Annotated in this window: 23 protein-coding genes and 2 pseudogenes; 10 read left to right on the top strand and 15 right to left on the bottom strand. The window is 46.3% G+C overall.

The features are described from left to right. The 4 genes and pseudogenes from HMPREF2952_RS11240 to HMPREF2952_RS06490 all read left to right on the top strand — a co-directional run. A partial coding sequence (locus tag HMPREF2952_RS11240) for an RHS domain-containing protein (RefSeq protein WP_283120702.1) occupies positions 1-515 on the top strand: 515 nt, incomplete at its 5' end. 12 nt (positions 516-527) lie between these two features. Continuing rightward, a pseudogene (locus HMPREF2952_RS11530) lies at positions 528-872 on the top strand (RHS repeat-associated core domain-containing protein); the annotation flags it as partial. 18 nt (positions 873-890) lie between these two features. Beyond that, positions 891-1,154 (top strand): hypothetical protein, encoded by a 264-nt coding sequence (locus tag HMPREF2952_RS11235; protein ID WP_141744544.1) that lies wholly within the window; start codon positions 891-893, stop codon positions 1,152-1,154. An 860-nt stretch (positions 1,155-2,014) separates the two neighbouring features. Next, positions 2,015-2,497: an Imm26 family immunity protein gene (locus HMPREF2952_RS06490; protein ID WP_004520529.1), complete on the top strand. Its 483-nt coding sequence runs from the start codon at positions 2,015-2,017 to the stop codon at positions 2,495-2,497. Positions 2,498-3,445: 948 nt separating this feature from the next. Here the strand turns inward: HMPREF2952_RS06490 and HMPREF2952_RS10980 are convergent. Next, on the bottom strand, positions 3,446-3,580 hold the full coding sequence (locus HMPREF2952_RS10980; protein ID WP_004520532.1) for a hypothetical protein: 135 nt from the start codon (positions 3,578-3,580) through the stop codon (positions 3,446-3,448). A 79-nt stretch (positions 3,581-3,659) separates the two neighbouring features. Between HMPREF2952_RS10980 and HMPREF2952_RS06485 the strand changes: the two genes are divergently transcribed. After that, positions 3,660-4,088, top strand: a complete 429-nt coding sequence (locus tag HMPREF2952_RS06485) for a LysR family transcriptional regulator (protein WP_004520533.1) — start codon at positions 3,660-3,662, stop codon at positions 4,086-4,088. A 74-nt stretch (positions 4,089-4,162) separates the two neighbouring features. Here HMPREF2952_RS06485 and HMPREF2952_RS06480 read toward each other — a convergent pair whose 3' ends face one another. From HMPREF2952_RS06480 to HMPREF2952_RS06455, 6 genes and pseudogenes are all read right to left on the bottom strand, one after another. Then, positions 4,163-5,203, bottom strand: a complete 1,041-nt coding sequence (locus HMPREF2952_RS06480) for an LLM class flavin-dependent oxidoreductase (RefSeq protein WP_004520534.1) — start codon at positions 5,201-5,203, stop codon at positions 4,163-4,165. An 11-nt stretch (positions 5,204-5,214) separates the two neighbouring features. Continuing rightward, complete coding sequence (locus HMPREF2952_RS06475; protein WP_004520535.1) at positions 5,215-5,505, bottom strand: hypothetical protein; 291 nt, start codon at positions 5,503-5,505, stop codon at positions 5,215-5,217. A 46-nt stretch (positions 5,506-5,551) separates the two neighbouring features. Beyond that, a complete protein-coding gene (locus HMPREF2952_RS06470) occupies positions 5,552-5,887 on the bottom strand; it encodes a thioredoxin family protein (RefSeq protein WP_004520536.1) in 336 nt (111 codons plus the stop codon). 92 nt (positions 5,888-5,979) lie between these two features. Next, the gene (locus HMPREF2952_RS06465; RefSeq protein WP_224783358.1) at positions 5,980-6,480 is read right to left on the bottom strand and encodes an OsmC family protein; all 501 of its coding nucleotides are present in this window, start codon (positions 6,478-6,480) and stop codon (positions 5,980-5,982) included. 46 nt (positions 6,481-6,526) lie between these two features. Beyond that, positions 6,527-6,774: pseudogene (locus tag HMPREF2952_RS06460) on the bottom strand (aldo/keto reductase); the annotation flags it as partial. Between the two features lie 56 nt (positions 6,775-6,830). Continuing rightward, positions 6,831-7,409: an NAD(P)H-dependent oxidoreductase gene (locus tag HMPREF2952_RS06455; protein WP_039862395.1), complete on the bottom strand. Its 579-nt coding sequence runs from the start codon at positions 7,407-7,409 to the stop codon at positions 6,831-6,833. A 176-nt stretch (positions 7,410-7,585) separates the two neighbouring features. On the opposite strand from HMPREF2952_RS06455, the gene HMPREF2952_RS06450 reads away from it, so the two are divergent. Next, the gene (locus HMPREF2952_RS06450; RefSeq protein ID WP_049336075.1) at positions 7,586-8,476 is read left to right on the top strand and encodes a LysR family transcriptional regulator; all 891 of its coding nucleotides are present in this window, start codon (positions 7,586-7,588) and stop codon (positions 8,474-8,476) included. A 34-nt stretch (positions 8,477-8,510) separates the two neighbouring features. On the opposite strand, the gene HMPREF2952_RS06445 is transcribed toward HMPREF2952_RS06450, so the two are convergent. After that, positions 8,511-9,416, bottom strand: a complete 906-nt coding sequence (locus HMPREF2952_RS06445; protein ID WP_004520542.1) for a LysR family transcriptional regulator — start codon at positions 9,414-9,416, stop codon at positions 8,511-8,513. Between the two features lie 106 nt (positions 9,417-9,522). Here HMPREF2952_RS06445 and pptA point away from each other — a divergent pair, with 106 nt between their 5' ends. The 3 genes from pptA to HMPREF2952_RS06430 are packed head-to-tail and all read left to right on the top strand — an operon-like array spanning position 9,523 to position 11,418. After that, positions 9,523-9,753 (top strand): tautomerase PptA, encoded by a 231-nt coding sequence (pptA, locus tag HMPREF2952_RS06440; RefSeq protein ID WP_004520543.1) that lies wholly within the window; start codon positions 9,523-9,525, stop codon positions 9,751-9,753. 57 nt (positions 9,754-9,810) lie between these two features. Next, positions 9,811-10,701 (top strand): alpha/beta fold hydrolase, encoded by an 891-nt coding sequence (locus HMPREF2952_RS06435; protein WP_049336078.1) that lies wholly within the window; start codon positions 9,811-9,813, stop codon positions 10,699-10,701. A gap of 15 nt (positions 10,702-10,716) precedes the next feature. Beyond that, positions 10,717-11,418 (top strand): glutathione S-transferase family protein, encoded by a 702-nt coding sequence (locus tag HMPREF2952_RS06430; protein ID WP_049336080.1) that lies wholly within the window; start codon positions 10,717-10,719, stop codon positions 11,416-11,418. A 154-nt stretch (positions 11,419-11,572) separates the two neighbouring features. Here HMPREF2952_RS06430 and HMPREF2952_RS06425 read toward each other — a convergent pair whose 3' ends face one another. The 7 genes from HMPREF2952_RS06425 to HMPREF2952_RS06395 form a co-directional block, all read right to left on the bottom strand. After that, positions 11,573-12,190, bottom strand: coding sequence for an NAD(P)H-binding protein (locus HMPREF2952_RS06425; RefSeq protein WP_049336082.1), 618 nt, complete (start codon positions 12,188-12,190; stop codon positions 11,573-11,575). Positions 12,191-12,282: 92 nt separating this feature from the next. Next, positions 12,283-14,103 carry a heme anaerobic degradation radical SAM methyltransferase ChuW/HutW gene (hutW, locus tag HMPREF2952_RS06420; protein ID WP_004520547.1) on the bottom strand — a complete coding sequence of 607 codons (1,821 nt, stop codon included), beginning with the start codon at positions 14,101-14,103 and terminating at the stop codon, positions 12,283-12,285. A gap of 274 nt (positions 14,104-14,377) precedes the next feature. Continuing rightward, positions 14,378-15,103: an ABC transporter ATP-binding protein gene (locus tag HMPREF2952_RS06415; RefSeq protein WP_004520548.1), complete on the bottom strand. Its 726-nt coding sequence runs from the start codon at positions 15,101-15,103 to the stop codon at positions 14,378-14,380. Between the two features lie 46 nt (positions 15,104-15,149). Next, a complete protein-coding gene (locus HMPREF2952_RS06410; RefSeq protein ID WP_070625283.1) occupies positions 15,150-16,091 on the bottom strand; it encodes a FecCD family ABC transporter permease in 942 nt (313 codons plus the stop codon). Positions 16,092-16,233: 142 nt separating this feature from the next. Then, entirely contained in the window at positions 16,234-17,025 is a 792-nt protein-coding gene (locus tag HMPREF2952_RS06405) for a heme/hemin ABC transporter substrate-binding protein (RefSeq protein ID WP_004520550.1), read from the bottom strand. A gap of 72 nt (positions 17,026-17,097) precedes the next feature. Continuing rightward, positions 17,098-19,296, bottom strand: a complete 2,199-nt coding sequence (locus tag HMPREF2952_RS06400) for a TonB-dependent hemoglobin/transferrin/lactoferrin family receptor (RefSeq protein WP_070695410.1) — start codon at positions 19,294-19,296, stop codon at positions 17,098-17,100. Between the two features lie 160 nt (positions 19,297-19,456). Then, positions 19,457-20,110 (bottom strand): IS1595 family transposase, encoded by a 654-nt coding sequence (locus tag HMPREF2952_RS06395; RefSeq protein ID WP_004520552.1) that lies wholly within the window; start codon positions 20,108-20,110, stop codon positions 19,457-19,459. A 441-nt stretch (positions 20,111-20,551) separates the two neighbouring features. Here HMPREF2952_RS06395 and HMPREF2952_RS11525 point away from each other — a divergent pair, with 441 nt between their 5' ends. After that, entirely contained in the window at positions 20,552-20,935 is a 384-nt protein-coding gene (locus HMPREF2952_RS11525; protein WP_283120701.1) for a hypothetical protein, read from the top strand. Positions 20,936-20,959: the final 24 nt, after the last annotated feature.

Genomic DNA, 20,959 nt, shown 5'->3' with positions numbered 1-20,959 from the left:
TGGCCGACGGCGAAGTGCAGAACTATTTCTACGACCTGCATGACCAACTGGTTAAAGTAGAAATCTTCAAAAAAGACGGCACGAAAGAGACTTGGGCCTACAGCTACGACGCCTTGGGCAGAAGGATAGGCAAAGGCTGTTTGAAAAACGAAGAAGTTTCAGAAACATCATTCCAGCATGATTTAAGCGGGAACGACCTCGAAAACCAAACCCGCTTCGTTTGGGACGGCAGCCACCTCTTGCAAGAAATCCACCCGAACGGCAGATATACCTATATCTACACCGATCCCGACAGCTACGAACCCTTGGCACAGGTACACAACCACACCAATGCCGAGGGCGAAAGCCGCCAACAAATCTACTACTTCCACTGCGACCAAATCGGCATCCCAAGAGAGATGACCGATAAGGACGGTAACCTCTTGTGGTTCGACAACTACACCGGCTGGTGCCTTCTGAAAGAGGAAACCAAGGTAACGGATAGCGCATACCAACCATTCCGATTACAGAACTAGTATTGCGACCGTGAAACGGGGTTGTATTACAACTTCTTCAGGTATTATGAGCCTGATGTGGGTCGGTTTGTAAATCAGGATCCGATTGGGTTGGGAGGTGGAAGTAACTTTTATCAATTTTCGACAAATATACAAAATATGATGGATCCTTGGGGATTAAATGCTGTTAGCATATCCAAATGGGCATTGTCTATGATTGTAATTGATACAATGACTCCAGACCCCACTGATGCGGCATTGCCTAAATGGATTGCATATGGGGGCTTGGAGCTGCCGCAACAGGTGTCGTTGCATCATCGGAGAGCGATACATGTACAGGAAAATGCCAAGAAGAAAAAAAACGTAAGAAATGTTTAGATGCAATAGCAGACAACAATGGTTACAGCGAAAACATCTTATCTAACATTACAAAAAAGTGTTTCCATCCCTGCTGCTGCGAGATACACAGCATTGATTGAAAAAGGTAGTATTGCCCCTCCAGTTAAAATGGATGGAAATACTATTGTAGATGGTAACCATAGAATGGTAGCCGGATTATTGTGTAATCAAATACCTGCCAGTACACCAGGAACTGCTCCATTATCTAAACCAAGAATACCTTTGAGAGATATACAACTAGACCCTATAGATTGGTGGTAATAAAAATGATATCAAATGACATTCAAGAATTACTTAAAAATATTACAAAGTCTCTAATTAAAATCGAAACAAAAGAATTAGATGTCTTAATTTCTAGACAGTTAATCCATATGGATAATATTGATTTTCACAGATACGAAATATCCCATAGGGAAATTGGAAGTCTTAAATTTTTTTTCTGTTCATTTCGTGGCGCTTTCATAAGCTATAGTTCCTTTACTAATTGTAATTTTATTAATTGTTCTTTTATTACGGCAATAGTTTGTAATACAAAATTTACTAATTGCACATTTATTAATTGTGTATTCAGATCAATGCATATACAAGATAATTTAATATCTAATTGCTCTTTTCAAAACTGCTATATAGAAGATAATATATTTTCTACAAATGAAATATAATTTATTACAATGTTGAACAAGGCATCCGAGCCGCCTTTTAGGCGGCAACAGCAGTAATTGCCTCTAGAGGCCATAAGGAGTATGTAGCAAACCAGAATCAGAGAAAACTGACCCCTGCTATTGTCCGCCAGGTACTTGTGGAATTGTTTATCTGAGGACACATCCTAAAACTGGCGAAAAATATGTAGGCCGAGCCAAATCCTCAATAAGATATTTTGCCAGGCAAAGAGAACATAATAGAGCATTCAGAGCAACTCACAGGTTTACCTTACTTGGGCAAACTAAATCTGGTCAATGTCTAGACCGATTGGAAGAAGATCACATTAGATTACAAGGCGGTATCAAGAGTCGAGGAGGACCTTTGGCCAATAAACGTCATCAGATGTCTGAACCTCGCTACCGTGCAGCAGGTGGAAAAATTCCCATGCCTTATTGAATTACAGAAAGGAACTTTAAAAAATGGCAAGAAAAAAACAGAAATGGCAGGTAGGCGATTATTTTGGCATTCCCATAGAAGATGATTTTTTAGCTGTTGGACAGATTCTTGGAAAATATGATTGGATAGGTGTAGCCTGCTTAATTACCAAAATGAAAATTTCCTCAAAAAACCTTCCTTTATATGAAGATATAAAAATAGATAAAAACGATATTATTGCTGCTATGTTTATTACTGAAGAATCGTTAGATAAAGGATTCTGGCCAATTATTCAAAAAGGTATAGTAAATAAAAATATACTGAAGCAATATTTTCCTAATATTGACTTAATTGAACAAGGAAATATTATTGGTATTAATACCGAAGGTTCAGCTATTATTGATGGTTTTATTAAAGCTTATTTTAGTCTAGCACCTTGGGATGACTGGCATGACCCCGAATACCTTGATAAACTTCTTATTTCTCCCGACAAAAAACCTGAAAATCTCATCTATAAGAACAAATGATCTATTCCAACTCAAAGCTTGTCCTGAAAGTAAAATGCTTCGTACTATTTGAAAAGCCTTCACGTAGCTTTCCAAATCTCGGTGTTAACGATGGCTTTATTTTGATTTCAGTTTGAGCAAGTTTTTTTTTAGATCGATCGTATTAGTTGTCTCAAGTTACAAGGATGGTTCAGCTTTTTTTGGTATAAACCCTCCGGGTACGACTGAAGCGGAAGCCTTAAGAAAATGTTAAGAACGAAGAAATTTACAATGTCTAAATTCTAATAGACAGGAGGCCGTCTGATATTCAGATGGCCTTTATAAATTAGCTATATGCTATGAGTTGAAGGTACTTAGTATCGTAATAAGTTTTCTACCCTCAACCCTACTACTACTCAATAATTAAGTGGTAGAGTTACAGCCAAATCTCTCTTAAAACCTATTGATTTTATACTAAAAATTGGAGTACTATGAGCACACTCTCTAGAGTATCATTAATTCTCATTTGACATATAGGAACAAAACAGCGGAATTTGTAGAAGAATAGGGAAAAGGAAATTAATTTATATTATGTTAAATTCATAACTCTACGATTTTAGTCTGCTAACTCCTGTTTCTTCAGTAGTACAATTACTTATATAAGCGCAAATCGACGCTGCCATCACAGTGGTTCAAACCTGGAATCGCAAAGAAACGGGAGAACTCTTCTGCGCCTTCGGCGTTATAAAGTAATACGTCATCGACCCTTTGGAAAGCACGATATTGCGTGCGTTTGGCTCGGCGGTTTGTGAATCTGTCAGTTTCCAACCGCGCCAACCTTCTTGGTTGATACCGCTATCGTAGAACCAGCCATTATAAATAGTTCGCCATGGCTATTTTTCGGACCACCGATGTAAAACAAAAAAAAACAGTCCGCAACTTCACTTTAAAGTTGCGGACTGTTTTTTTGTTTGGACTAGATTGAATGAATTAACCCAAGCTAGCTACTTTTTTCAACAACGCATCTGCCGCTAAAATTCCAAGATTATTTGATGCCAGCGGGCTGTCGCCAGTTAGCACATTACGATCTTTGTTTACTTGGCCGGTAATGTCTTCATTCAACACTTTGATGCAGTATAACCCTAGTATTCTGACTTAAAAATTAATAAAATAAGAATAAACTATTCTGAAAAAAGGAATAATAGTGAATAAACTAGAAGCCCTTCGCTATTTTTGCTCCGCTGCCGAAACCTTTAATTTTCGTGAAACCGCCCAGCGGCTCGCCGTTTCGCCTCAAGTCGTCACAAGAATGATCGCCGATCTCGAAGCCTTATTAGGTGAAAGTTTGTTCAAACGTAACACGCGAAACATCAAGCTCACTGAATTTGGCGAACAATTTTTGCCGAAAGCGACGCAATATTTGGCGGAAAGCGAACGGCTATTTGCTAAAAACAATGTAAAAGAAAAAGCAATGCAAGGTGTGGTACACCCTGCCGCCAATGCTTATAACGATGAAATTCTGTTTGAATTATTGACCGCACTTGAGCCCTACTCCGACATTGTGATTGATTGGCGGGTGGGAATTGATAAGCTCAAAAGTGTGGATGACCAAGCGAGTGGTGTGGGTGTATAACAAGTTGAAGGAGATGTTATTGTCGAAAATGGTTTAGGCATAAAACATGGCGAGATGATCTCGCCATGTTTTTATCACGATTGCTTATCCACAATCGATTTTAACATCGTATAAGATTGGGCTTGTTTTTGTTCATCAAAAATATAACTCACCGCCATAATTTCATCAAAATGTACCCGTTCACGCAGTTGCTTGAGTTGAAATTCCACACTTTCAGGACTACCGATAAGCGAACAAGCAGTCATTTGTTCCACTACGGCACGCTCTTGATTGTAAATCGGGATTTCCTCAAAATCGACTGGGCCAAAGTGTGGTTTCTTTTGGGCATGCATTTGGGCTTTCCAAACGTCTTCTTCTGACGCCATCGGTGGTTGTAAATTTTGTTGCGCATTAGTCACTATATTTAAGAAAAATAGTGTTTGTGTCGTCGCGAGTTGTCTCGCTTCGTTATCGGTTTCTGCAACAATCGCGTTCACACCTAAGATGACATAAGGTTCAGCAAGATAGGTAGAAGGTTTGAAGTTTTTGCGGTAAATCTCCACTGCCATTTCCATCATACGTGGCGCAAAGTGTGAAGCAAATGCATAAGGCAAGCCAAGTTCTGCCGCAAGATAGGCACTTTCAGTGCTAGATCCTAAAATATAAAACGGTATATTCAAGCCGGCAGAAGGATATGCAGAAACAGGGTTAGAATCTTTAAAGTAACCGCGAAGTTCCGCAATTTCCGCAGGGAAATCCAGACTTTTTCGTCCTCGACGAAGTGCCGCAGCCGTTTGCATATCAGTTCCTGGCGCACGTCCTAAACCGAGTTCAACACGGTTTGGATAAAGCGTCTCCAGTGTGCCATATTGCTCGGCCACCACATAAGGCGAATGATTCGGTAACATCACGCCGCCCGAGCCAACGCGCAAGGTCTTCGTATTGGCTAGCGTATGTTGAATTAAAAGTGCGGTCGCTGAACTCACCAAATTTTTCATATTATGATGCTCAGCAATCCAATAGCGCTCAATGCCAATGCGCTCCGCGTGTTTTGCAAGATTCACCATCGAATCGACCGCTTGCAAATAAGTTTGCCCTTCACGAACGGGGGCAAGATTGAGAATGGAAAGTTTCATGGTGTTACTCCTTATTGATTGAGCAAAGTGAAATCCAACATCACTTTCCCAATATGCGTGCCTTTGTCCATTTCTATATGGGCTTTTGCTACGTATTTAAAATCAAATACTTGATGAATAATCGGTTTGCCGATTTCACCATTGCCGAGTTTTTCCCAGAGCTCGTTGCATAAGGATTGGGTGATTTCTGCCTTAATAAAATCAATGCCCATTTCTGACAGTTTTTGTACTACCTGCACCGATTCGCTTTCGTCAAAACCGCCTTTTTGGAAGTCCGCCGAATTGAGTTTTACGCCTACCAAGAAATCTTTATCAAGACCGCAGCCGTCTGAAACATTGATAGACCGGTTACTGATATCCGCTTTCTGCTACTTTTGTCCATTTTGCCAATGTCTGCTTCATCTGTGCCTGAGGGATGAAGCGGGCCATCCGTTCTACTTCCTTGCCTTGATAAAACAGCAGCCATGCAGGTACGGTCAGCACGTGGAAACGTCCGGTCATTTCGGGTATTTCAGCAATATCGGCTTTTACGGCATACACATTTCCTTCCTCCGCCAAAGCTGAGTCAAGCTGGGCGCCCACGACCGTACAAACACCGCAGATTGGGGCTTTGATGTACAGTGATACTAAAGGGTATGTGGCGATGGCCTGTTCGATGTCTTTCAAAGTGTGCAGTTGTTGCATGCCATGTACTCCTTTGAGCGATTAAGCCCTTTTCTAGTTGTCCAGAAAAGGGGCTTTTAACGAAATGAAAACAAGAAAACGTTTTGAGTCGTCTAGATTTTTTCCACAACCACTTTTGCCCGCGCTTTCAGGCTGTTCAACACTGGGGAGGTGGCGGCTGAGCGGTCGGCGAAATTTTGCAGGGTAGGAAGGTCGGCGTCGGCTTTTACTTTTATGGTTAGCACCAGATTATCCAGTCCGCCGTAGCCATCTTCCATGCCGAACAGTTTGGCCATGTCGATACCGCCGCTTGCGGATATTTCAAACTGTTCCAGTTTCACGCCTGCCAATGCTGCTTGCAACTCGAAACCTATGGAGCAGCAGCCTGCCGCAGCGCTGATCAGGTATTCCACCGGATTTGGGGCGGCGTTTTCACCGCCCATGTTTTTCGGTTCGTCTGTGGTAAAGGCAGGGAAGCGGCGCACGGAGATTTCATTCTTCGTGCCGGATACCCAGCGCGAATCGGCGCGTAATACTGCCTTGCCTTTTGCATGGTCGTTTTCAACCGCTGCCATGGTGGTTCGGAAACGTTCGATATCTAACCCGTTAATCATGTTTTGTCCTTTCATATGATGAATTGCAGATGGTTTTTCGCTACACTTACACGCCCATTTTCCACGCGGAGATGCGCTTCAAATTATCCACCGTGTCGTGATTGACGATGGCGGCGAACGTGCTGTCCAGTTTGGCAATTTCAGCTTGTCTTCATCGCTGAGAGCAAAATCAAAGACATTCAGGTTTTCCGCCATACGTTCGGGTTTGGTGGATTTTGCCAATACAATGATGCCACGTTCCACCAGCCAGCGGGTAATCACTTGCGCCACGGATTTGCCATATTTCGTACCAATTAGCGACTGACAAAATGGTGGGCAAAAGCCCACCGCTTCAAGTTGATGTTTTATCATTAACCGAACACTTTTTTCAAATGTGCTTGGTAGTCTGCGAAGTATTGTTCTACTTGTGGATTTTTAACTACATCGTTACATGTAAATGTCGGTAGACGGGTCAAACCGATGAACTCGTTGAGTTTGTGGAAAGGCATGTACACAGCATCCACATCTTTGCCTTCAAAGAAGTCGCCTTCACGGGTGAACGCTTCAATCGGCGCATTCCAAGTAAGCGAAAGCATGTGTTTTTTGCCTTGCAATAAACCACCTGTACCGAAGCCTTCGGTCGGGCTGACACGATGACGGCCATCACTGTGGTAAAGCTTGCCGTGTCCAGCGATAAATACTTCGTCTATGTATTTCTTCACTGTCCAAGGCTCGTGCATCCACCAAACAGGCATCTGCCAAATCACGGCATCCATCCACAAGAATTTTTCGATTTCTGCCTCAACATCATAGCCAGCATCAATCACAGTTTCTTTTACATTGTGTCCAAGTGCGGTCAAAACTTCTTTTGCTTTTTTGTGAAGCGTGTGGTTTAACTCACCATGAGAATGACCGAAAGCTTTACCACCGTTTAATAATAAAATGTTCATTTTTACTCCTAGAATAAATAATTTATAAAAAAAGGATGTGATGTTTACGGATATTGTCTTCTGTTTATTCTCAGAAGTTGAAGTCATTTTATGATTTGTTTTTATTGAGATAAATAGGGTTTATCTTTATAATGTAATGAATTAAATTCACTAATAAAAAAGAGTTTAAAGAGAAAATGCAGAACTTTAACGAACTGAATTATTTTTTAACACTGGCGCAAACGCAGAGTTTTGTGAAAGCGGGGCAACTTTTGGGGATTTCTTCTTCGGCGTTGAGTCATAGCATGAAAAATTTAGAAATGCGGCTAAATTTGCGTCTGTTCAACCGCACTACACGCAATGTATCGCTGACCGAAGCCGGGCAACAGCTTTTCGATCAACTTTTCCCACTTTATCAAGCCATAAACCAAGAAGTCGATGCATTAAATGATTTTTTGAATACGCCATCGGGATTGATTCGCATCAACGCCCCGGCGATGGCAGCGGAAGCCGTGTTGTATCCAAAATTAAAGCCGATTTTGAACCAATACCCGAAAATCCGCTTGGAAATCGTGGTGGACGATCGTTGGGCAGATATTGTGAAAGAAGGATTTGATATGGGCGTTCGGTTAGGTAACAAGGTAGCGAAAGAGATGATTGCCGTACCGATTTCTGCGCCGTTCAAAATGGTATTGGTCGCCTCGCCCGATTATTTGGCGCAATACGGTTCGCTGAAAAATATTGATGATTTGCAGCAGCACCGCCTTATCGGTGCGAAGCTCTCCGCCGAACACGGCACGGAAATTCAATGGGAATTCAAATATAAAAAAAAGCTGATTACGTTCACACCAAAATCGCAGTTTTCTATCAACAATCATCTGCGCCTGCAAGCCGTTTCAGACGGCCTTGGCATCACTTGGCTGCCACATATCATCGCCGCAGACGCACTCCATTCTGGGCAGTTGGTTGAGCTGTTACCCGAGTATGCCATCACTTACGATCCGCTTTACCTCTATTACCCCAGCCGCCGCGGGCATTCCAATGTGTTTAAGTTGATTGTGGATGCGTTAAAAGTAAAAGCCGTCTGAAATTTCAGGCGGCCTTTTTAATAACAAAGTGCGGTCAATTTCCAGCACTTTTTATCAATCCCTTTTCTTCACCAAAACAACGCATTAAGCAATCCAATACGGTGCGTACTTTTGCTGATTGGGTGCGATGTGCGGTGGTGGCATAAAGGGTGCGGGTGGGAAGTGTGTGTTCAGGTAATACAATGCTTAACTGACCATTTTCTATCAAAGGCGCCACATCGCCAGAAAGCAACACCGCCAACCCCATGCCGGCACAGGCATATTCTCGTGCGACCAGTGAAGAATCTGGGCAATCGGTGCGATTTTCGGGCAGCGTTTCCGGTAGCCCTAAACACTTGAATGCGTGTAGCAGGACATTGCTATTGTGATTAAGCCAGTCGGCATTGAGTAAATCTTGCGGCTGGGCAATGGGGTGTTCACGCAAATAGTCTGGTGAAGCGCAAATCAAGGTTTGCCATTGTGCCAACGGGCGCGCGATGCTGTCGGGATCGTCAGGATGTAAAACAACGCGGATAGCGATATCGGTATCGTTTTGCAAATCCACCAAGCGGTTGTTTTCATTGAGTATTAAGCGAATTTTTGGGTAACGATGTCGTAAGGTTTGCACGGTACGTTTCATCGGTTCAACCGCGCTATAACCGGTCGGTAGGCTGATGCGGACTTCACCTTCCGGTTCGGTTTGCAAAATACCCATTTCGCGCTCAACGGCATCGTGCCAGTCGGTTAATTGACGGGCGTATTGCTGCAACTGCCGCCCTTCTGCCGTCGGCGTGAGGCTGCGTGTGGTGCGGTTAAGCAATTTGACGCCGTAATGATTTTCCAGCTTGCGAATGGCTTGACTGATTGCGCTGGCGGTCATGCCCAAATGCGGCGCGGTGGCATTCATACTGCCGTATTGCAGCACGGTGGCAAAAATATAGATAAGTTTGAATTGCTCCATTATAAAGCCTTTCTTAAAACTGTTTATTTAATTTGATAGATTATCAAGTTAATTAAAGTAATATACAATATATTTCATTACAAACAGATGAAGCAAGGAGTACTTTATGCCACATATCAATATCAAATGTTGTCCAAAGAACCTGTCTGAACAGGAATTGCAAGCCTTTGCAGATGATTTAACGGCTTTTGCCAGCGAGCGTCTAAACACGCCTGCAGAATTCATCACTATTGCCTACACTGAAATTCCGGATGATGAATGGAAAGAAAAGGTTTGGGACAAAGAAATTGAGCCAAATGTAGAGAACCTGTTACGTAAACCCGAATATGACATGTAACCTGCGCGTATCATCAAAACCCTAAAAAAACGACCGCACTTTACTCAGGAGAACAGCATGAAAGCATTTAAAAAATTAGGGTTTAGCGTACTTTTCGCCACTCTTGCAACGAGCAGTTTTGCCGGTGAACCGTTGCGCTATTTTGGACAAAATGAAACTGCCTACCATAGCCAAGTGCCTTATGGGAACAATGAAAAAGTTGGTCGTTATGCGACGGCAAGTGATGGGGCGAAAATTTATTTTGAACGCTATGGCAAAGGCTCACCTGTAATTGTTTTGCATGGCGGATTAGTGGGTTCAACAGCTGAAATGGGCGAGTTTATTGACCGTTTAAGCCAAAATCATGAAGTCATCGCCATCAGTACACGCGGTCATGGCAAATCTGAAGTCGGCAGTGTTGCGCCAACTTATGCACAAAAAGCGGCTGATGTGCTTGCCGTATTAAAAGCCGCACAAATTAACGGTAAAGTGGATTTGCTCGGCTTTTCAGACGGCGCTTATACCGCCCTCACCTTTGCTGCCGATTATCCCGAACAGGCAGCCAAAATTATTGCTATCGGTGCCGGCGAATGGAAACGTGGTTTTATTCAAGGCGGGGGAAATAAACGTGCAAGCTATGAACAAATCCGCCAGTTAGATCCAAGTTATTGGGAAATGCAACAAAGCATTCGCCCCAACCTACAACAAACGGCAACGTGGTTTGACAATGCGCAGAAAAATTATGACAACACCCAAGTTGGCAAAGAGACATTTGGTAAGATCCAATCGCCGGTGTTGTTTGTGGTTGGCGAAGACGATGCCAATGCACCCTTGGATACAGTCATCAACGCCTATCGCATGACACAGAATGCCGATTTATCCGTTATCCCTAATGCGCCACATCCGGTATTTGTCTTGAACTTCCCGGCTGTTTGGACTATTGTAGAACCGTATTTGAATAACAAATAATGAAAGGAAAACAAAATGCTTAAATTATTTACTTTACCTGGTGAAGGTAAAATTCGCAGTCCATCACCTTTCGCCTGGAAAACCGAAGCGATGCTGCGTTTATCCGGCTTAGATTTCGAAAAAGAATATGTTGCCGATCTTAGCAAAATGCCTAAAGGCAAAGTTCCGGTATTGCAAGATGGTGAGAAGTTGATCCCTGATAGCTCTCTCATTCAGCGTTATCTAACCGAAACCTACGGCATTGATTTAGATAAACATTTAACGCCTGAACAAAAAGCGATTGCTGAAGCCTTTCGCCGTATGACAGAAGAACATTTATATTGGATGGGCGTATATAACCGTTTCGTCGATCCTCTCGGCAAACCATTTATGATGAAGGCAATGTTTGATGGTATGCCGACCGAACAAGCCGAAGCGATTTTTGCTGTGTTACAGGAAAACGCGAAAAAAGAAATGTACGGACATGGTATCGGAAGACACACGCAATCCGATATTTACGCTTTTGGAAAAGGAGATTTAGACGCCATTAGCAACTACTTAGGCACAAAACGCTACTTTTTCGGCGAAGAATTAACCTCCGTTGATGTGGCCATCGTGCCTGTTGTTGCAAACCTGATTCTTACCCCCATCGACACTGAAATTGCGCTATATGCAAGAACCAAAGCAAATTTAGTCGCCTATATTGAACGTTTCGATCGGGCAGTATTTGGAGAATAAAGCAAGAAATCAAAGGCCGTCTGAAATGTTTCAGACGGCCTTTTATTTATATCTCCCAGTCTTTTCTCAGCAAATCCTTTATTGTTTGATCGGCTGCTAATCAATTACCTACTCCAACTTTAACAATGGAAAGTGGGCAATCTATTCAATCCGGTTATGCCGCACCAACGCTATACGTTTCGCCCTTGCTGTCCGCTTGGCCAACAATGGCAGCAACGGCAGCGGCCAAGCCGTTGCGTGTCATGTATTTTTGCGGAATTTCTTGGGCATTTTGTGTCAAGGTATAGGCATTATCTTCGCCATCGGCAAGGCCGCAGGGGCGCAAGATAGTCCAATTCAAACCGCTTTGTTTGAGATAGATTTCGGCTTCTGTTTTGGCACGGACGGCTTCACCTAGTGCCTGTTTGAACGGCTCGCTCATCATGTCCCATTGTTCACCGCAGCCCATGCTGGTAATCAGTACAAAGCGGGCTTGCGGATTGGCGGCTTTCGTGGCGGCAATAATGTTGATATTGCCCAGCGCATCGCTGCGGATACCCTCTTCGTTTTTGCCGCCGACAAAACTGATCACGGTATCAGGATGGTATTGTGCCAACGCTTTATCGAGCGCGTCGGCATCAAGCGCATCGGCGACAACGGTTTGAATATTGTGTTCGACAAAAAAACTGTCTTCAGACGGCTTTCTTAATACGGCGACGGTATCGGCTGAGTCAGTCAATGTGCGGATATAGGCGCGGCCGGACGGGCCGTTGGCTCCGAAGATGAGTTGCATGTTTGGGGCTCCTTTGTATGGTAGATGTTTATTGTTAGAAAATCCGCTCCTCTACGCGGCAAGGAACGGATTTTCAGGCCGTCTGAAACCGTTTAAGCGGCATCAAACAGTTTTCGCATGGCTTCGATTTGATGTTGTTTCAACTCGCCTGCTTCATCGCGGCCGACGAAAATTTTAAACATGGCGCCGCCGTTGCGGTTGATAAAGTTGAGCGAGCAAGTGGCTTTACCCATAAACGGGCGTTCCAAAAGGTAGATGGAGGCGCAGTTTTCATAGTAGATGTGGCCGTGTACGCCGCCGTCGGTTTCGGGATGGTCAAAGTTGTAGAAGCCGCGGCCGACTTTGCCGTTAGGCAGTTTGCCGCTGACTTCGACGATGGCATCGGGGGTGTGGGCGATGAAGGTAACGGATTCATTCCATGCGGCAACGGCTTGGAGAATTTCGACTATGCGGCTGCCTTCGGTTTGGCGCACGTTCTCTTCAGGCAGGCAGCGGATAACGTCTTCAAAACTGCATTGGTTTTGCGCGGCCAGCATTTCCAGTACTTGGCCGGGATTTTTTTCCAATGATTGACGCAACATGGTTTGTTGTTCGGCTGAAAGTTTTTGCATGGTTTGATCCTTTTCTTGAGTTGGAAGAGTGAGCATGAGTTTGCGGATAAGGGTGGGCGACCAATAACGGCCACTGGTATTCAAACGGATAATGCCGTCTGAATCAGGTTCTTTAAAAAGCTGCATTTCCTGCCATTGGGCAATCAGCTTTTGCGCTGCTTTGTTGCCGTCAAACAATAATGGATTCAGACGGCCTGTTTCAATATCGTGCTGAACTTTGCTGAGCAGTGCTTTATTTGGACTATGGCCGCTCATAAACGCGATGTTTTTCTCGCCTTTCGGCGTAGCAAGATAACTCTCCAAATCGCCCTGCACCTGATAGCTGAAACCGCCGAAGTTACCCCCTGCGCCGGAGCCGAACGCCAAACAGGGAATGTCAGATTTGATCAGGGTATTGTAGCGGTTGCGCTCGCCGCGGCCGGGATAGGCGAAGTGGCTGTTGCTGACATGTTCCCAGCCTTTTTCCAGCAGTGTTTCAACCGTGTAGGCATATTGGTCTGCCTGAATATCGAAACCCGGCGGTGTCGGAAATGCGCCTTTTTCAATCATGCGGTTGATGGGCAGCATGGGATAAAGGTTGAACGCATACGTATCCAAACCGGACAGCGGCAGCTCGGCGGCGCGGGCGATATCGTTTTGCCAAACTTCATCGGTTTGATTGGGTAGGCCGAACATCAAATCAGCGACAATCACGGCATCGAGTTCGCACAATTTTGCCAAATATTCAAACGCCTCGTCGCCGCTGTGTTTGCGACCGAGACGGCGGCGGATGGCGGTATTGAAGGTTTGCACGCCGATGGAAATACGGTTGGCCCCTGCTTCGAGACAAGCCTGTGCTTTTTCCAAATCGAAATGGCTCATGCGCCCTTCGATGGTGAACTCGCAGTCTTCGGCAAGCGGTAGATATTGGTAGCAGGCACAAATCAGGCGGACAAGGTCCTCCGTAAGCAACGCGGTCGGCGTACCACCCCCGAAATAAACGGCTCGGATTTTGCCCTTGCCTGTACGGACTTCAGCTTCAGCGGCCATTTCTTCGATAATTTTGTCGGTGTACACGCTGCTTTGGCTATCCTTCCACGCATTACGGTAGAAGCCGCAAAAAACGCAATGGTTGGCGCAAAATGGAATATGCAGATAAGCAAGCGCGTCCACATCGGTGGCATGGGGAAGCTTTTTCTTCCAAATGTTCTGCCATTGGGGACGCGGCATTGGAACGCCGCCCCAAACCGGCATCAATGCCTGACGTTCGGGAAATGCCTTGGGCGCGGATTGTTTCGGAGTCCAAACAAGCTGCTGTACCATGATAATGATTAATAAAAATTATTAATAAGATTGATATATTAAATAACCATCATCGTTTTCTTGTCAATAATTTTGAGTAATTAAAAATCAGTATTATTTTAAAATATTGTATTCTATAAATAATTAAATGTATTTCTATTTGATGGAAATCGGCATTTTACTTGTGAAATGTGTAAAATTTGGTTCTTCAAGTCGGGAACATCCTCCCATCTCGTTTGATTTTTGAACGATAAAATAAATTTTCTTTATCGTTTTTTAGACGGCCTGTTGGCGCTCAGCTTCTGAAATAAAACCCTGCTTCATCTTCGCAACGGCGTATCTGCCAACCGTAAACCGATTCAAGCAAGTCGGGGCGCATCACTTCGCCCACCTTGCCTGATGCAATGACTTTTCCCTTATTCATCAAGATAATATGTTCCGCATAACGCGCGGCGAGGTTTAAATCGTGCAATACCATTATTGATGAGGCACGGCTTGAATGCCCGACCAAATACTGCATCAGGCGGTGTTGGTGGCGGATATCGAGATGGTTGCACGGTTCGTCCAAAAGCAAGACCGGCGCATTTTGCAACAGGGCGCGGATGATGTTGGCGCGTTGCTGTTCGCCGCCTGAGAGCTTGCCGATACGCTTATCCGCCAATGCTGTCAAATCAAAATAATCGAGCAACTCGTCCGACCATTCATGGTTCAGACGGCCTTTTTGTACGAATGACGCCAACGCAATGTATTCGCGTACGGTCATCGGCATATTGTAACGGCCATGCTGCCCGACCCATGCCACCCTGCCCGCACGGATTTGCGGCGCAATGGCCTCACCGAAAAGAGTGATTTTCCCCTGCCCTGTTTGCCCGATTAAGGCACGCAGTAAAGTAGATTTACCCGCACCATTCGGGCCGATAATGACGGTCATGCCCGAAGGTATATCCAGTTGATCGATTTCAAGCAGGGTTTTGTCTTGGACGCGGACGGAAAGATTACGGATTTGAAATAAGGTATGCATGGCAAAAGATATGGTGCAATGAAGTTTCAGACGGCCTGTTTAGGCATCAACGGCTTTTCAAAGGCTTGATAAACAAATACATAAAAAATGGTCCGCCCAATAAGGCAATCACGATACCAACCGGCAGATCGACAGGGTATGTTAGCCAGCGCGCCGCGCCGTCCACCACCATCAAAAATACTGCGCCCAACCAAGCCGACAGCGTAATCAGTTTGCGGCGACTGCCGCCGACGGTTTGCGCCAGCACATTGGGGATCATCATGCCGAGAAAACCGATGATGCCCGAAAGCGATACCGCCGCCCCCGTCATCAATGCCGCGCCGATTACGGTTTGCACACGCAATGCCCCGACCGACACCCCCATACTGGCAGCCGTGTCTTCGCCCGTCATCAAAACGTCCAGCCGCCTGCCTGCCGACAGCAAAATCAGAAAACCGGGCAACATGACCGCGATTGCCGCGACAGGCGATGAGAAACCGGCTTCGGCAAGGCTGCCCGACAGCCATGTGGTCGCGCTGCGCAATACCAAATCGTCAGATAAAAACAAAATCATACTGACCACCGCGCCCGAAAACGCGCTCAACACAAACCCCAACACCAGCAATCCCAAAGTACCGCCGCCGAGCAGTTTATGCACCGCCAAAATCAGCAGGCACACACCCAATGCACCGAGAAAAGCCGCGCCCGGCACACCCATCTCGCCACCGCCCAAAGCCAATAACACAATTACGCCCAAGGCCGCCCCACCCGACGTCCCGATTAAACTCGGATCGGCCAGCGGGTTCTCAAATAAAGCCTGTAATGCCGCCCCCGAAGCGGACAAACCGGCTCCAACCAAAAGCGCGGTATAGATGCGTGGTAAACGAATTTGGCGGACGGTTTCATCCATCGCCAACGGCGACTCCCACGCGCCAAAGCCGATGCCGCAGCACAAATAAACGGCGGCGGCAGTAAGCAGCAGGCAGAGGGTAAGGATATGCGGTTTCATGACATCATGCGGTTTAAGCGGATTGAGGGACGGTTTCAGACGGCATTTTTAAGACAACCGTTTTGCTTCCTACTCAACAAGAAGGAACAAATCGAGGCCGTCTGAAAACAAAAATCGGGCAGAGTTTTCAAAACAGGTGCGTTTATTTCGCCAAACCATGCAAACGCTGAATCACTTGTGGCGTATCCAGACCATAACGGAACATATCGTTGGCCTTCCACAAATAAATCTTGCCGTTTTTCGCGGCAGGCGAGCCGGCGATTTCGGGGCGTGCGGCAAAGGTTTTGACGTTGCCTATCATAGCGGTGTTGTGGTCGGCAATAATGATGATATCGGGTTTGGCCGCAATCCATGCCTCACGCGTCATCGGTTTGAGACCGTCAATGGCGGCTGCGGCATTGATACCGCCGGCGCGGCGGATGATTTCGTCGGCGGCAGTGTTTTTGCCCGATACGATGCGCCCGTCGTAGCTGAAGAGGTAGCGTTTGCCGCTGGAAGGCTGTTGTTTCATATCCGCCTGCCACTTACCGGCCAACTTATCCGCCTGCGCGCTTTTACCGATAAGCTGACCGATGTTGCGGATACTTTGCGGATAGGCGGCGATGCTGTCATCGGGCGCAACATTGACGGCTTTAATGCCTGCTTTTTGCAGGTGGGTAAAAATATCGGCAGGCTGCGCCATCCATGAACCGATGGCGATGTCGGGTTTGGCGGCCACAATCGGTTCAACCGTCAGGCGGCGATGAATGCCGATACTGGGCTTGTTTTTCAATGCCGGATTTTGAACGGTCTGATCGCGGCCGACGATTTCGTCCAATGCGCCGAGCGCGGCAACGATGTCTGCCGTATCGGGGGTCAACACGACGATGCGTTGCGCGTGTGCAGTGCCGGTCAACGAAATAAGTGCGGAAAGCAGAAGGAGTTTGAGTTTCATTTATTTTCCTTGTCGAATGCTTTCAGACGGCCTGCTCGCTTTCTCAGGCCGTCTGAAAACGGTTAAATCACATTAGAACTTCAGTTGTACGGTTGCGGCGAAATTGCGGCCGGTTTCGGTGTACAAATCCATCACGCTTGAGCGGCTCATGCCGGCGACGTCTGCGTGTTGCCAGTATTTTTTGTTGCCGATATTGTAAATGTTCGCGCCGATTTCGACGTTTTTAGACGGCTTGTACCACGCTCCGACATCCCATACGCCGTAGCCCGGCGCTTGGAAAATGCTGTCGCTGCTGACGCGGCTGTGTTTTTTCGACCAGCGCAGTTTGGTATCGCCCCCCCATTTTTCTTGCGCGTAGTCCACGCCCAAAACGCCGTTGAGCGGGTAGGCGGAATCCAGCGGCGTGCCGTCTTGCTGCTTGCCACGCATCCAAGCGATGCTGCCGGAGACTTGCCAGCCCGGCAGGAATTTGTAGGCGGCAGAGGCTTCGGCACCGTAGGTTTTGACGTGATCAAGGTTTTGATATTGGTACTGGATAATCGGGCGACCGCCTATGGAGGCAGTGCCGACTTCGGTGCGGTCGATGAAGTTTCGATAACGGTTGTAGAACGCGGTAACTTGCGCACGGGTGCGTTCGTTTTTGAACTTCATCCCCAATTCAAAGCTGTTGGAGCGTTCGGATTTGAGGTTGGCATTGGGAATGACGGCATAGCCGTAGGTCGTATTGGCAAACGCCATGGTCGCACTGTCAAACGGCGGCGTACGGAAGCCTTGGGAATAAGTGGCAAAACTGGTGAACTGCTCACCCATCGGTACACTCAGGCGCAGGCTGGGTGTAAACGCGGAATCGCTAAAGCGCGTCGCCGTTCCGCTGGGGTTGGCGTTGAGATAGGCTTGATCGGTCGAAGTGTTCAGCTTGTCTTTTTCGTAACGCAAGGCCGGTGTCAGGACGATGCCGTTGCCGAAAGTCAGGCTGTCTTGTGCGTAAACGCTGAACGTTTTGCGCTTGCTGTCGGGGAAAGTTTTATTCGGATAGGTGCTGCCTGCATAAACTTTGCTGACGGCACCGGTCAGATTGTCCACTGTCAGGCTGTCGCGCGGACGGGCGGTCTCGGTGTGTTTGTATTCGGCGCCGGCAACGACGGTTTGTTTGACCGCGCCGTCAAATTCCCATACGCTGCGTCCGTTCAGCCCGCGTATGGTCTGATTGAAACCGTAGTCGGAATAACGGGTCGAGTTACCTAATTGGCGCGTGCCCATACGCGTAATGCTCGCATCGACGGCATCGTCTTCCGTACGCAGTTTTTGCTGATAGGCAGTCAGGTTGGCTTCTTTCAGACGGCCTTCGCCAGTGTAGCGGTAGCCTGCTTCGATACGTTGACGGCGGATACGGTCGCGGGCGTTGCTCTCAGATGTTGCGATGGTTACCGGCCCGCGCGATTGCGAACCCAAGCCGTTTGCCAATACGGTATCGTTGGCGTGGTAATACTGTTCGTACAAAGTTTCCAAGCGGTGGCGTTCGTTGCCGATATTGCCTTTCGCCAAGATATTATAGGCATTGTTTTTCTGAGGGTTGGTGGCAGTACGCGCAGTCGAGTAGCTGGTATCGCTGCCCATGTTTTCGGTTTCATGACCTTGACGGCGCGTCAGCATCAGCAGACCTTCGGCGTTTTCATGGAAACCTGCCACAGTCGCCGTCACGCCATGGCTGCGGTCACGGCCGCGGTAGCTGTGTTTTAAACCGAAATACCCGCGTTTGCCCGCATCGACAAAATCGCTCGGTGAGAGCGTCACCATGTTCACCACGCCGCCAAGCGCATCACTACCGTACAGCGCGGAATAAGGGCCTTTGACAATATCGACCTGCTTGAGCATGTCGCTTTCGACCATATCGCGTCCCGAAATCGCGCCGTTGGAACCGCCGCCTGCATAAGATTCGGGAATGCGTACGCCGTCCACCATCATCAGAATGCGGTTGCCGTCTATGCCTCGGATATTGATACCCGCATGACCGCGGCGATTGTTGTCTGACGGCACGCTGACGCCGAATTCATACATCACGATATCGTCTAAATTCTGTGCCGAGGCTTGATTCAAGGTTTTGCGTCCGATAACCGACACATTCGGCGCCGCTTTATCCAAGGTTTGCGCATTACGGTCGGCCGTAACCACCACAGGCTCTATTTCTGCCTGAGCCACCGGCATCTGAGCCGCATATAACTGTCCGGAAAAAACCGCCCCTATTACACAGGCAATCGCTTTCTTTTTCATTACACAACCTTATTATTTGAATAAAAATGGTTTGCATTTATAAAATAAATAGGCGATTTTTGCAAGTTTAGAAACCACAAGATAGCACTAAAACCACTTCAAAAACGCAAAATATAGTATGACGTAGCTGGATAAATAATGGGGCTGACGTAGATTAGCCCTAAATTCCACACCAATCTCGCAGGATTTTAAGCTGTTGAGACGGTGTGCCGAAGTTAAACTGAAATTCGCATTCTTTCAAGAACAGCGGGAAGGATTTGCGATCAATTCCGTTGTATTTACGCAAGACGCGTTTTGCCTGATTCCAAAAATTCTCAATGTCGTTAATGTGGTTCTGACGGTCTGCAAATTCCTTGGAATGGTTGATACGGTAATGGATAAAACCGCTTACGTCCAGCTTGTCATAGCTGCTCAGGCTATCCGTGTAAACAATGCTGTCCGGCATGATTTTCTGTTTGATAACAGGCATCAAAGTATCAGATTTGGCATTATCTACGACAACGGTATAGACCCGTCCGTTGCGTTTCAGGATGCCAAAGACAACTACTTTTCCTGCTGCGCCGCGACCACGTCTGCCTTTACGCCTTCCGCCGAAATAACTTTCGTCCAGCTCAACAGAGCTCTCAAAAACCTCATCGGCAACCAAGGCCAGATAATGGCTGATAACCATACGAATTTTGCGGTAGAACAGAATAGCGGAGTTGGGCTGAATGCCCAAAATATCGGCAGCGGAACGGGCGGTAACTTGGAGTACAAAAAATTCAAGTAGTTTCTTTTGAACTCTCTTGCTTAATTTACAATTGGTTATCTGTATTTTCGTAGCCTAGCATAACCGCTAATCTACGTCAGCCCCTAGATTTTTACCATAGGTATATTTCTTTTCATCTGATTTAGATAACCGATAACATCATGAAGCCTGCTTTTTACCTCCCAATATTGTTTTTACTTTCAGCGTGCCGTCCTGAAGCTGAGACAGCCGACATGGCTGCACCAACGGCGCGTAAGCCTTCTTAATTACGAGTCTGAAAAGCGTCAAACTGTAGCCACCCCAGTTAAAACACAAATTCCTGCATTATCTGCAATCAAAAACCAAGCTGATTTTGACTTACTGTCGCGTATTTATGAGCAAGGTAGTGAATATGAAATTCCTCATATCCTTTTCCTCATCGATCGTGAAAATAATAACCGTACAGACTACATCAATACTCCCAAATTTCGGCTGCATGAGCACTATCTGGCTACCATCTTGAAACCCATGCTGTCAAAAACTGAATTGAATCAACAATACCGTAGTCCTAACCGGCGTTATCTGTTGGGTACTATCAGTTGGCAGAATAGTACTCAAGAATATGTTTATGAGTTTTGGGAAGGAGACAAAATCACACCTGAATTGTTGAAATTGGCGGCAGGCCGTCTGAAAGACAGTTTCTACGCTCCGTTGCGTTATAAAACCAATTCTTTATGGCAGGAAACCGTTGCCGAGCAAAGCAAAGTTCCTTTTATTACCCAAGAAAGTTTGATTAAAAATTTCCCCTACCTGCCTCTAAACCAAGGTAAAGCGATAGGTACATTACGCGTTATTGTCAAAGAAGATGATCTTCATAATGTTGGCGCCGACGATATTATTATTTTGGGGTAAGCGGATTAAATGGTTGATCTTACC

Source organism: Neisseria sp. HMSC068C12 (assembly GCF_001814095.1).
Lineage (GTDB): Bacteria > Pseudomonadota > Gammaproteobacteria > Burkholderiales > Neisseriaceae > Neisseria > Neisseria perflava.
The sequence above is the reverse complement of the archived record's forward strand: the minus strand, read 5'-3'. Positions and strand labels throughout refer to the sequence as shown.